The following is a 13212-nucleotide window of genomic DNA, read 5'->3' on the forward strand; positions in this document are numbered from 1 at the left end:
GCCGTTCGCCCCATCAAATGGATAAAATCAACATTAAAGACCAATAGAGCCAAAAAGCTAAAACTGCCAATTCCTCCTTACAGTCCAAACTCTTCTTCCGCTCCTCTAAGCAAATCTAAGAGTTTATATATATATTCCGATTCTCCCTGTACTGTATAATTTGCCAGGCAGTCTTTTTTTCCTTCCAAAATCACATTTATTCGATCGCCCTTTTGTATTTTGTAATACATTATAGCTCTCGCAAACTCTTTCTCATTTCTATATAGCTCCTTTTCCGGCTCCTCTATGCCGGCATCCTGTTCGACTTGGAGCCTTTGTAAAGCTTCCTTATCTTCTGTATACAAACAATATTGAATATCCTTAAAGCTGACGCATTCATCTTTTTTTAAATCTGACACTTCTTTTTTATTGAATTCCGCCATGCCAAATTCGTTTTTTAATAGACCGACGATTTCCGATAAACTATACTTTTTCCTTGTTTCTGATTTTTTGTATTTATTAAGCACATCTTCATAAGCGTTATCATCATCCTTCATACAAAGAACCTCCCTTTTAAAAATATAAATGCCTCATTCATAAGAAAAAGTCACCACACTATATTTATAATACAATGTGATGACAACATTTTAATGGCTGCTCCCTATAAAGATTGCCATCATGCTTTAATAAAAGGAGTGCCCGCCTGCTCTATTGTAGGTGTGGTAATGGTAATAATATTTTCCGCTTTTCACTTTTCCGTTTTTATCTTTATTATGAATTTCCGGACCGATCGGAATTCTGTTTCCTCCTGCTCCTTGAGCAACCTTTCTTGCTAAGCTCTTAGAGATTGACCACACGTCACCCTTCTTTAATTTAGACTTGGCCTGCTTATAAGTTAAAGAAGGACCGATGTACATCCCTGTCTTTGCTTTATTCAGAGTAGCTGCATAATGCTCATATCGCTTCTCTTTTCTTAATTTAGAAGCAATTTCAGTAGCAGCCACATAAGTGACGCCCGCTACCACAATCGCCAATGATGCCGCCAACAGATGGGCAACAAGGGCTTCTCCTATGACGATCCCTATAGGAATGACAAAAGCAAAATTTGATTTTGCTTTTGTATTATCTACCTCATATTTCTTCCCTGTCGCTTTATCAGTGAAAGTCGCTACTAATAAGTCGCCATCCGCTTCGTGGATATCTACCTGATACACTTCCGGCTGGCTCTTCTCTGTACTTTCTACTTCAAGAACCACATCCTTCGTATCCTCATTCATCGTAGCCAACACATCATACTCTACATTTTTGTGCTGCTTTTGAGCTTTGAATTGGGTCTTTTTTGCGTCTTTATGAAACTTAGGACTTTTAAAACCTCTCTGCTTCAATTTCTGAACTTGCATGTCCCCATTGGCTGCTGCATGAGTCGTGTCTGCAGAAGAGCAAAATACACTAAAGAATGTGAAGACAAGAATTAAAAATAAACTGCCTGCTTTTTTCACTGTTTCCTCCCCCAATCAATATTTTATAAACCCCATCCCATAAGACTTTTCATCTCCGAGCGGGATCGCCTTGCGCTTTAATAAAGAGAACGTTTCATCGACCCTTGACTCGCCGTTCATCAGCCTTAAACTGGATTTATTCTCCGACATAATCAAGGACACCATTCCGGTTGTGTAGGCTGCTGCCATAGAGGTCCCCGAAAACACCTGATAGCCGCCTCCAGGAACAGTGGTCAAAATGGACTCCCCCGGTGCTGCTGCATCTATTTTTCCATACCCGGCATAAGCCTCGTCCGCAGCGTAATCATGCGTGAGGGCATTGACAGAAATGACCTTCGGATACTGAGCAGGATAGTCAGTCCCCGTCATATAATTATTGCCCGCAGCGGCCACGATGACTATGCCCGCATCGATCGCTTGATTTACGGCTCTTTCTAATTCTTCACTATTGCGGGATAGTCCCAGGCTAATATTCATAAGATCAACCTTTTCTTTCATGCACCATTCAATCCCTTTTACTAGTGAAGCAACTTCACTCACCCCCTTGTCGTTTGATACTTTTACTGAATAAATATCCGCTAACGGATTCATTCCTTTAATCCCCGCATCATTGTGGCTGGCCGCTATCACTCCGGCAACAGCTGTTCCATGGCCAAATTCGTCTTTTACACCGGCACCGTCATCCAGAGCATTGTATTCCTTCTTAACTCGGCCGGCTAAATCAGGATGCTCTCCGTCAATCCCGCTATCTAAAATAGCAATTTTTAAATTGTAGTCTATGTCTTTTTTAAACGTAAAACCATCCATTAACGCTCTGTAAGCCCAACTTGAGTACTCGCGTTTAGAGACATCGATATCTTCCGCATCTGTCTCGGAAATCACAACCAATTCTTTGGAACCGGCACTCTCCGTGCGATCTTTCGAGATGAAATAATAGGCTGCTGCCAAAGTAAGCGTAAAAGCTGCTAAAATGAATGCCCTCTTTATATCAATCTCTCCATTCAGTCCGTTGAATTTGGTCATCGGCAAATAGATCTATAAACGCTAAACGTTCATGCCTCAAAACCCAAATAAAGATAGCACATGAATTTATTTACTTTCAAGATAAAATAAGTAAAATAATACATTTTCCTTACAGAAACTGTTTAATAGATTTATCTATTAGATCATTCGTCCAGCTTGCATAAGCTACTTCCCTCCTAGGAGCTGAATAGCTATTTAGCAACTGCCCCCGAAGATAAAGGGAGAGCAAGGAAGTTGGCGTTAGATATACGTTGAAAATACTCTTTCATAAAGGGCGGCATGGGCATACGCAGAATGGCTGCTGCCGTCACTTCCTCACATAATGGCATTCATTATGGTTCGTTCCCCGGAGCTGAGTGGCTGAAAAGAAAAAAGATCCTCAGACAATAGCGAGGATCTCAAATTCTATACTGTATTTATAAGCTGAACTGCTGCCGGCAACCGTGGCACGTTTAACCTGTATCATCTTGCTTTCACAAAGATGGACTACTCCCTTGGATCTTCAAACCCTAATTTATTCTCCAATTGAACGGAAACTGAATGATAAATATTATATTCCCAGCGCGGGATCATCTGATGGTCGATACAATGATCGATAAATGCCTGGGCGGCCGGTAAGGCTAAGCCCTTCCCCTCCATTCACTAGCTGTCGCAATATCGATTTCAGCCCATTGATTGGTCTTAAAGATTGAGTGCACTCGCTCACTATGCGGCCGCCATGACGCAAGCAATAACCGAAAACTTTCTCATCTCAAGAAAGTTTTCAGCTGAACCCCAATAGTTCTGGTTAAAATTCACAGACTGACAGATGAGGGTTTCATTTACCTTCTGCCCCACAAATTTCTCGGGAAATATCCTGTTCATTTGCAAATATGTTTTCCATTTGAACACAGCAGGGCACCGGTTCCATCTTTGCACACCGGGACACCTCTAAAGAAATCATCGTCTCTATTCCTTTCAATTGATTATATGATGAACTCGGCCTTTTCACGAAATGCGTTTTTTCTTCTGGCATTACGAGGACTGATCAAGCCGTGTATGAAAATCAGCTGCCGCTTCCCTCCACAATAGCTTTTGGAAAACAATAGCCAGAATCCCGATAGCGGTACACAAAGCGCCTACGCTTACAAATACTGGGCCGGCCCCGAGCATCTGAACGAGCAGGCCTCCGATAGGCGGAGCCACGACTACACATAGGCTCGCAATCGAATTGCTGATGCCGGAGACGCGGCTCACCGTGTCAGGGGATGTATGCTTCTGGATAATGTATGGAAAACCAATCGAGTACAAGGCAACACCGATCCCAAGAATCGTTCCGTATACGAGCAGCAGCGGGACCGAGAAGCCGCTTCGCAAAAGCCCGACCCCTCCAAAGCCTGCACCGATGCACACGAGGCTTCCGCCCAACAGCCAGCCGTATCCCCGCAACCTTTCAAATCGATTTAAAAACATCATCATGACAACTGCACCGAAGCCGGAAGCTGCGAAAAGCCAGCCCATCACTTCAGGCCGGTCGGGAGCAGTTTCCCGCAGCCAAGTGGTATATTGCACATCAATCATTTGAATAAAGAGAATCCCTACAGAGGAAGTAAGAAAGCTGATCCAAAGAATACGGCTTTGGGCGATAACGGCCCAGCCCTGTCTCCAAGATTGCCAAAATGTCAGTTTCTGTTCGCCTGGCACTGGCTTCTCCGGAAGGGAACGGGACGATTCGAGCCGCTTTTGCTTTAACATATTCAGCAAAATCAAGGCAGACAGCGAAAAAGCAGCCGCATTCATTAGAATACATACTTGCGGAGAGGCGGCGCTTACGATCAGCCCACCGAGCAAAGGGGCGATAATCTTTGACAGCTGCATGACCATTCCATTCAAAGAAACCGCTTTTAATAAATGTTCTTCTGCCACCACCTGCTTAATCAAGCCTTGCTGAGCCGGGAAATGAACAACATTGGCAACAGAACGCATGGCGATAATAAAGAGCGCCCATCCGGGGTGAAGCGCCGCCAGCAGAAGAAGTGTCAACAGAGCTGTCAGCAAATCAGAGACCATCATAAGCTTCACTTTATCTACTTTATCTGCCAAAACACCGGTAAATTGACTGAGCAGAGCCTGCGGCAGGGCAATAGCCACCGGAATCAAGGCGATCAGCATCGGCTCTGCCTTCCACACGTAACCAAATAAAATCATAAGCGCCATCATGTCAAAATAATTGCCCATGATTGACACGGAGTATGCCGCAAACATCCTCACAAACATGCCATTTTTCCAGATAGAAGGGCTGGCTTCCTTTAGGCCAGACATGGCTCTCATCCTTTCTCATATGAACAAAGGAGGCTGAATCACCGCCTCTTTTATCCACATGATAAAGAACCAATGTCAGAGGAGTATCAAATCTCCTTCTTCATTTTCATTTCCGCCATTGGCCGATTTCACTCTCAAGCTAAATATTGATCCAAAACTGTCCGCACTTGTGAAAGAAGTTCAGCAGGATGGTATTCCTGTTCAAGCTGTTCCCGTCTCTCCTTTAACTTTTCGTACACTATAGTATTCGAGAAATCAGGCGCCAATAAGAGCATTGCCATGTCCAACGCCGGAAATAGGTGAGACTTGAAGTGTGTGCGTTTCACAATATCAAAGCCCCGCTCAATCTCCGCTATTCCCTGCTCCGCCTCATGATTGCGGACCTGACAGGCGCCTTTGATTATTGTAAAAATCCCCAGCTCGCGCTGATAAGGCTTTTCCAAGTAAAACTTCTCCATTTGCGCACAAATCTCCACAAACTCACCGAAACGCTCCCGGCCAATAGCGATCAGCAGCCTTATATTTTGTAAAAAAGGATAGAAACCGTGGTCAGGCTTTGTAATTTCCGGAGTGCGCTGGTTGATAAAATCATCCACATATTGAGTGGCCTTCTCAAATTCACGATTCGCTGTGTACGCCAGCAGCAGGCCGATCGTTTCCGCTTCATATCGATGGTGCTTTGGGAAGACATCCCGCTTAATGCCGTGCTGGATATACATGATTGACCGGGTGTAATCCTTGGAAAGTGTTTGAAAAATATGAATTAAAAAGAAAAGTTTATCTGTCATAGGGTACTTGTTTTCGCGGATAAACCACCAAAAATCACCCTTCATATAAGCCAGAATGACCTCATATGCGGCCGGAATCTCAAACCCTATGTTCTTTTCGCTGATAAAAGCAGCAATAGAGTCTCCCTGGCCGTAAAGATGATATTTTTTAAGGACGCTTTCCAGCAATTGTCGAAACTCCTGATCTTTCATTACCGGCAAAGCCTTGTGATGCGGCTTTTCACAAACCAGTTGATAGCCGAACCCTTTAATCGTCTCAATCGTCAGCTCCCCATCCCACCGTTTGAGCTTCTTTCTTAACCGGTAAATATGATCATCGACCGTTCGTTCGGAGGGCGCTTCAAGAGGCCAGACAGCGTTTAAAAGCTGTTCCCGGGAAAAAGCCTGGTTGGCATGTTCATATAAGTACTGCAGCAAATAGTATTCCTTCCGTAATAAAGAAATCTGCTCACTGCCGAATTTGACCGTATAATCTGTCAGCATAAACTGCAGTTGAGTCATGATCTTGTCCTCCCCTCTCCTTTTTAAAGACTGGTCGATGATTCCTGCCTTTGATGAGAAGGATGACAAAAGCATTCGATCGTATGGTCATTAATCATTCCTACCGCCTGCATGTAAGAATAACAGATCGTACTGCCCACGAACGAAAAGCCGGCTTTTTTTAATTGCTTGCTCATCTGATCGCTAAGCGCATTGAAAGCAGGGACTTCTTTTTCTGATGTCCATTGGTTAATGATCGGCTCATGATCCACGAATCCCCAAATATACTGAGCAAATGAACCATACTGTTCCCGAATATTCAAGAAGGCCTTGGCATTCGTCACCACACTTTTGATTTTCAGTTTGTTGCGGACAATTCCCTTATCTTCTATAAGAAGCTGCAATTTCTCGTCCGTATACTTCACAATCTTCTCTGCTTCAAAGTGATCAAAAGCCTTTCGATAATTTTCCCTTTTTTGCAAAATCGTCCACCAGCTAAGTCCTGCCTGCGCTCCTTCTAAACAAAGCATTTCAAACAGCTTGCGGTCATCATAAACCGGCACACCCCACTCCCGGTCATGGTAGTCGATGTAAAGCGGCTCCTTCGTCACCCATGCACATCTTTTACTCATTTCCCCTCTGCCTCCTGCCAATAAAAAGTATATTTTTCCTTTTCTATCATGATTATACAATGATTCACCGTTTCTATCAGACTGCAATTATGTGGAGAACCCCGTCCAGGCAGCCGCCTTTTTCACTTGTTTTTTTATTCTGTCCGCCAAGCGACCGTAAATTTATCTAATAGAAAAGCGTCAATAAAAAGAATTTACCGTAGATTAACGGTAATTTAATACTCATTATGTATGATTTGGAATGGAAAGAGAAGCAGTGAGCATGGAAGCTTCGTTACAGATAAAACAGATGATGAAAAGAGGGGATGACAATGAAGATGGAAAAATTTCATACTGACGGTGAAAAGTTATCAAATGCAGAAGTATTTAAAAACGAAATGACTCGACGCAGTTTTTTAAAAAAGTCAACAGGAGTTGCTGGAATAACTCTTGGGTTAACACTAACTAACTCACTGAATATTTTGCCTGTCGAAGCCGTGTCCAGTTCTTCTATTAGCCATTCAATCGGGAAGAAACCCAACTTAGTCTTTCCTGTTATAAGCGATGTTCACATTCATTCAAGCAGCAATAAAACACTGGAAAAGTTTATTACTACTTTAGAACAATTGAATCAAGCAGCTCCAAAGCAGGATGCTTTTGTAGTCGTTGGCGATTTAACGGATTATGGAGTCCTTTCTGAATACGATAAGTTTATGTCTGCTTACAATGCGAGAAAGCAAGCAAAAGCTGCTTCTATGTTTGCTATCGGAAACCATGACTACTGGAATGGATTATCAGTAGCTGATGCGCAAAAACGATTTTTAGAGAAAACGGGTATGGAGGCAATTTACTATCATAAGGTCATAAAAGGCTATCATTTTATTGTTCTTGGGACGGAGGATGGCAGAACAGAGGGAACCTTCTCAGTCAAACAGATCCAATGGCTCGGTGAACAATTAAAAATTGCCAGCGCTGATGACCGCAAAAAGCCGATTTTTGTCTTTCACCACCAGCCGATTAAAGAAACTATTTATGGAAGCGAGTGGGGCTTCTCCGCCAACAGAGATCTTTTTTATAATACGTTAAAACCCTACCCGCAAGTTATCTCCTTTTCTGGGCATACTCATTACCCGCTAGATGACCCGAAAATCATTCACCAGAAGGACTTTACTTCCATCGGAACCTCCACAGGCGCTTACTTATGGCTAGATGCCGGCAGAATTCAGGGAGAAGTGCCTGAGGGGGCTGACATCCTTAATCAAGCCCTCATTGTAGAGGCTTATCATAATAAAGTATTAATTAAGCGTCGGGATATTCATAACGACGATTGGACAGGCGAGCCTTTTGAAATCAGCCTCCCTGCCAATAAACAAAACTTTAAATACATAGAAAACAGGGATAAAAAACCACCTTTCTTTACAAACGATGCCATGCTCTCAATTGTTCACGAAAAAGCCGCAGCCACCAGCTTAGCCATCATGTTTACTCAAGCGAAAGACAAACTCCTTGTACATGACTATCGAATAACAGCAAAGAACACGGAAACTAATCAAATAGAAAAAGAATTTCTAGCCTTTTCGGAGTTTTACAAAGACCCTGTGCCAAATCCGCTGACATTGCCGCTTGAAGGATTACAGCCAAATACAACCTATGAGATTGAAGTACGCGCCCTTGACGCATACGGCAACGCCAGCAAAAACTCGTTAAAAGTATTAGGAAAAACACTGGATGGCACCGTAGAGGATGTAACGATTAATCTGTCTAAAAGCAAATTAAAAGGAACAGAAGATCAAGTGGAAGTTACCATAGAACATGCGCGTGCCTCTAAAAGCGACTGGATTGGCTTATACGAAGTAAACGAAAAACCTGGAGATCAAGCGGCCATTTGGTGGATGTATACTCAGATAACAGAAAAGACATACACATTTACGTACAATCCAAAGGACAATATTTATCCAGACAGATACCAAGCCGGTTCCACATATAAATTTGTTTACTTTTATGGCAGCGGCTATGATGCTGTCGCTTCAGCTACATTTGCTTTAGAAAGTGATCTGGTTACTGCCTAACTGTTTAAGGCCTTTGCGCAAATAGGCAGCATATGGTTTTCTTGCTAAGATACCATCAAAATCCCCTGCATAAAGAAGCACCGGAACGCTTTATGCAGGGGATTGTTAAACAGAATGGCTTCTGATCAGTACATAGGGACAGAGAAGATTCACCCTCCATGACATAAATTTAAGTGCAGAAAGTTGAGACAACTGCCGCTCCTTCCTTCTAAACGATTCACGGCTTTTGAACTGAAACAAGTTCCCTGGAAAAAGAGGAGCTTTCTCACTCAACCACTTTAAATAAAGCCGCCAGCTCGCCGATGACCGCCCGGTATTCACCTGGCGTCAGCTTATACTTCAAATCGTTCGTGCTCAACAGCAAGGAAGAGGATTGATGCGGAGGATGAATAATTCCTTGCTCTGTGAAAGAATCAGCCTTCATTGGCACGCGGTACCATGTGCCTTTGACTTTCTTTTCAAGAAACACGTGAGCGCCGGTCATGAATTCATTCTCATCGTTATTGTGGATTTCAACAACGATTTCCCGTGCTGATGTTGGATATTCAGCTTGTTCGGTGTTGATTGTCACCCCATTTTTTGAGTCTGAAAGATCTTGAACAGGAGCTTCTTCCTTAAGCCGCGAGTCGCCTGAATTGCAGCCAGCGATCAAAAGAAGAAGCATACTGATGCAGAAAACAACTAATCGATGAAGCCTCATGCCCATTGCACCTCCTCTTTTGATTTTACCAATGATTGGGTAGTCATTCATCCCTCAAATGAAGCAATGGCTGCCTCATAAAAAAAGCGGGTGCTCAACTGCAGAGCACCCGCTTTTTTGTAATAGATCCATATTGATTTTCTTCACACCGCACTGCCAATGTTCCTGCAAAGCCAGAAAACTATTAAGCTTGCATAGCTGCTATCATTTCTCCCGTCACCTTATCCATCTCACTCACTAAACGGAAACCTCCATCTACAACAATAGAAATACCCGTAAGAAAGCCGCTATCTGGTGAAGCAAGAAAAGCGGCTGCCATGGCCACATCCTCCGCTGAACCGATGCTTCTAACTGGCGTAGAACGAGCCAGCCGCTCTTCTGCCGCCTGCAACACCCCTCCTGTTAATGCCGAACGAATAATGCCGGGCTTCAAGACATTCACAGTAATTCCATAGGGAGCCAAATCTTTAGCACTGCTCTCAGTTAAACCAACCAGTGCGTATTTAGCCGTAGCATAATGAACAAATCCTCGAAGAGCTGTTTCTGAGGCCAGTGACGACATATTAATAATTCGGCCGTATCCTTGTTTCTTCATGTAACGGGCCGCTTCTCTGAGGCAATAAAACGAGCCGTTCACATGAATATCCAGCAAAACTTTCCACTCCTCATCGCTCATTTGATCAACAGGAACTAGATTCCCCGAAATACCTGCATTATTGACGAGAATGTCCATCCGCCCGGTTTCCGTATAGATTTGACGGATAGCAGCGGCCACTTCTTGGGAAGACCGGACATCCAGCCGCAGAAAGCTTGCCTTTCCATTAGATTCAACAATTTCCCGGACCACCTGGTTTCCTGCTTCTTCATCAATATCCGTGATCCATACATAAGCACCTTCACTTGCAAGTTTTTTCGCTATTGCTTTGCCGATTCCGTTGGCTGATCCAGTTACAAGCGCCGTTTGGCCAGTCATCTTTGCCATATTTATCTCTCCTTCGCTTAACATGTTAACGCTTTCATGTTATCCGGAGACTCTTACTCAAACCTTACAGATTTATGTTAGTTGAGATAAAATAATTGATTAAATTCTTCCTTCATACTTAAGCCTAGTTCCTTTTCCATTAGCATAATGGCTTTGTCAGCTGATTTGCGCGCTTTGCCAAGCTTACCGTTTTTAAGCAAGAGGCGTACATAATGCATTTGAAAGCTTTCCTCATAAGGCTCTAATGCGACCAAGACTTCTAATATCTCAGCAGCCTCCTTTATTTTCCCCCCCTCTTGACATTGTGCAGCCCACTTTTCCAGCGCTTTTAAGTATTGCTTGCGCATCATAGCACGGCTTTCCTCCAGCCATTCTTCATATAAGTATTCATGCAACAGATCGCCCTTATAAAGGCTGCTAGCCTGAGAAAACACTTCTGGGCTATATGGATAGAGAATAAGCTGCTTTAGTTCTTCAACATCTATCTTTACTTCTTCAAACCGAAAATAATAATGGGAGCCATCATAAGCAATGAACCTGGAGTTCCTCCCTTTTTTCAGATCTGGTTCCAATAGCTTACGCAAGGTAGACAGCCCTACATAAAATTGATTGGAGGCGGCCTCCTCCGTTTCTTCAGGAAACAGCCGTCCGATTATTTCATCTCTTGACCACCTTCTTTTGCTGCCTGAGGCTAGAAGGAGCAGAAGCCTTAGGCTGGATTTCCGTTTGATTTGAATGCGTTCCCCTCCAAGTTGGATTGACAATGGACCCAACATTTGCAGACTGAGCAACGGCTTGTTATCTATCTTTTCTTTCTTTTGAAGCCATGTATAGGAGGATTCTCTTGCTATGCTATCTACTTCTTTCTGGAGGGCATAGGCTTCTTCCATATGGCCCTGTTTAGATAAAATTAACGTCAGTTTCTTTTGAATAAGACAAGAGTGATGACGAAATCCCTTAAAGAGCCGTGCAGCTTCTTCCATCAATCTCCTAGCTTCATTTAAGTTGCCAAGCTCTTGATAACACAGAGCCACGGCTGCACTTGCCCACCCTCGATCCGGTCGAATTCCGAGACAATCAGCTTGTTCCAGCGCCTTATGTGCCCATTGGAGAGCCTCCTCCAGTTCCCCCTTCGCACGAAAATAGCTGCTGATGGTACACAACGGATAAATAATCGAGGACTCATCACACTCTCTCGCTACATGAATGGACTGTTCAGCCAAACGGCGGGCTTTCTCGAAATGCCCCTTTTCTATCAGCAGTTCTGCTGCATTCCAAAGCGCATGCATCTGCACTTGCTTAAATCCGTGCGCCTCCGCCTTAGCCAGTGCCCGGCGGGAAAGAACAAATGCTTTTTCAATTTCATTCATGAAACGATACATTTGTGCCAGTAAACTTGTGTTCAGCGCTACCATCGGCTCATCTTCATTTTTATAAGATAACTCCAGGCTTGTTTCATAAAGCTGAACCGCTTTTGTTAGTTCTCCCTGGTAAAAGTAGATCGTTGCTAGGCGATGGTACAAGTCCGCATAACCAGGTGAAACTTCATTTTTGTATCGATGAGCAATTAATTCAAGAGGTGCTATAAGCTGCTTTGCCAGTTCCACAGGTATGCAGCGAAACAATAATAAGCTCGTTCTGGATAGATGAAGGGCAGGAGAAAGCTGCTCAAGCCATCCATCAATTAATCGCAGAAATTCTTCCGGCTCATAGCGTTCAGCTATATCTTTCATAATCCCTGCCACCAGCCTGTCGTTGCCGGCTGCTAAAGCTTGTAATATGGCCTCAAAAAACCGATAATTCGCCCGGCATAAAATGGCTAGTTCACCATGACGATGCTTAACCTTTTCTCCTCCCCATTCCCGTTCAGCCAATTGATAAAAAAATCTTCTAAACAATTCATGTATCCGAAAACAGCCTGGCTCATCCACTAATAAGAATGGTTGAATATGGCGGATATTTTCTATATAATCACGAATCGGCCAATCAGGCTTATATAAGCTTAACAATCCTTCATCCAGCTCGCGAAACAAGGAAGCATGCAGCAGAAATGTCTGTACATCAGCAGGCAAATCAGCCATTACTTCGCTTGCTACATACTGATGAACATCTTCATTTAAGTAAAATCTGTTTAAAAAATGTTTCAGCCCCGAATCTAAATTCGACCCCGTTACTGCCTCATTAAATAACATCAGTCCAGCGGGCCAGCCTTCTAAAACCGTTAGCAAATGGCGAACTTCCTGGCTAGTTAAGTTAATTTTATACACTGTGTCCAGCAGTTGGCTTGTTTCTTCCAGTGTGAAAGCTAAATTTTTTTGGTCAATGGCAACGGCTAATCCCCTCACTTTCCAACGGCTGACCGGAAGTCTTTTAGGAATTTTACGGCCGGATAATACGAGTGTAACAGAGAAGGGGAGTTGTTCAATCCATGCGACCAAGCGGCTTGTTTCCGGTTCATCCAGCTTTAGGTTTTCAGATTGATCCACGACGATCCAAAACGGTTCTTTTCCGGTCACAGAAGGGAGAATCCCAGCTAGTTGATCAAAAGTATAGACGGGCTGCGTGAGTGTCACCCACCCACCGAGCATAGGATATTTATGGAAAAACGTGGTCAGTAACGATGTCTTGCCATACCCTGCTCCCGCTACTACTGTTGCTATTTTTTTATGAGGACGTGATAAAAGAAGGGAAAACAAGTGTTTTCTATCCATTAAACTCTCAGTTTGCGGCATTCTCATAGATCGTATAGTCAATTATTACACCCCTGTCTGTTTAGAATT

General features: G+C 43.5%; 11 protein-coding genes. 1 reads left to right on the forward strand and 10 read right to left on the reverse strand.

Going from position 1 to position 13212, the window contains the following annotated elements; all coding sequences use genetic code 11:
- Positions 1-77 precede the first annotated feature (77 nt).
- From BBA02S_RS04380 to BBA02S_RS04410, 7 genes are all read right to left on the reverse strand, one after another.
- On the reverse strand, positions 78-536 hold the full coding sequence (locus BBA02S_RS04380; RefSeq protein WP_041113918.1) for a hypothetical protein: 459 nt from the start codon (positions 534-536) through the stop codon (positions 78-80).
- Between the two features lie 126 nt (positions 537-662).
- Positions 663-1478: an SAR2788 family putative toxin gene (locus tag BBA02S_RS04385; protein ID WP_052475289.1), complete on the reverse strand. Its 816-nt coding sequence runs from the start codon at positions 1476-1478 to the stop codon at positions 663-665.
- A 15-nt stretch (positions 1479-1493) separates the two neighbouring features.
- Complete coding sequence (locus BBA02S_RS04390) at positions 1494-2501, reverse strand: S8 family serine peptidase (RefSeq protein WP_052475288.1); 1008 nt, start codon at positions 2499-2501, stop codon at positions 1494-1496.
- A gap of 486 nt (positions 2502-2987) precedes the next feature.
- Positions 2988-3140 carry a GNAT family N-acetyltransferase gene (locus BBA02S_RS21510; RefSeq protein WP_082028232.1) on the reverse strand — a complete coding sequence of 51 codons (153 nt, stop codon included), beginning with the start codon at positions 3138-3140 and terminating at the stop codon, positions 2988-2990.
- A gap of 375 nt (positions 3141-3515) precedes the next feature.
- Positions 3516-4802 carry an MFS transporter gene (locus BBA02S_RS04400; RefSeq protein WP_041113919.1) on the reverse strand — a complete coding sequence of 429 codons (1287 nt, stop codon included), beginning with the start codon at positions 4800-4802 and terminating at the stop codon, positions 3516-3518.
- 134 nt (positions 4803-4936) lie between these two features.
- A complete protein-coding gene (locus tag BBA02S_RS04405; RefSeq protein WP_041113920.1) occupies positions 4937-6091 on the reverse strand; it encodes a winged helix-turn-helix domain-containing protein in 1155 nt (384 codons plus the stop codon).
- A 23-nt stretch (positions 6092-6114) separates the two neighbouring features.
- Positions 6115-6702, reverse strand: coding sequence for a DNA-3-methyladenine glycosylase I (locus BBA02S_RS04410; protein ID WP_041100471.1), 588 nt, complete (start codon positions 6700-6702; stop codon positions 6115-6117).
- A 311-nt stretch (positions 6703-7013) separates the two neighbouring features.
- On the opposite strand from BBA02S_RS04410, the gene BBA02S_RS04415 reads away from it, so the two are divergent.
- Complete coding sequence (locus BBA02S_RS04415) at positions 7014-8750, forward strand: metallophosphoesterase (RefSeq protein WP_231557190.1); 1737 nt, start codon at positions 7014-7016, stop codon at positions 8748-8750.
- A 265-nt stretch (positions 8751-9015) separates the two neighbouring features.
- Here the strand turns inward: BBA02S_RS04415 and BBA02S_RS04420 are convergent, their stop codons facing one another.
- The 3 genes from BBA02S_RS04420 to BBA02S_RS04430 form a co-directional block, all read right to left on the reverse strand.
- Positions 9016-9450, reverse strand: a complete 435-nt coding sequence (locus tag BBA02S_RS04420; RefSeq protein WP_156141473.1) for an immunoglobulin-like domain-containing protein — start codon at positions 9448-9450, stop codon at positions 9016-9018.
- A 184-nt stretch (positions 9451-9634) separates the two neighbouring features.
- A complete protein-coding gene (locus tag BBA02S_RS04425) occupies positions 9635-10432 on the reverse strand; it encodes an SDR family NAD(P)-dependent oxidoreductase (protein ID WP_041100445.1) in 798 nt (265 codons plus the stop codon).
- Positions 10433-10509: 77 nt separating this feature from the next.
- Positions 10510-13185 (reverse strand): tetratricopeptide repeat protein, encoded by a 2676-nt coding sequence (locus BBA02S_RS04430; RefSeq protein WP_156141475.1) that lies wholly within the window; start codon positions 13183-13185, stop codon positions 10510-10512.
- Between the last annotated feature and the right edge of the window lie 27 nt (positions 13186-13212).

The organism is Bacillus badius NBRC 15713, assembly GCF_001591605.1.
In the GTDB taxonomy this organism is placed as follows: Bacteria; Bacillota; Bacilli; order Bacillales; family Domibacillaceae; genus Pseudobacillus; species Pseudobacillus badius.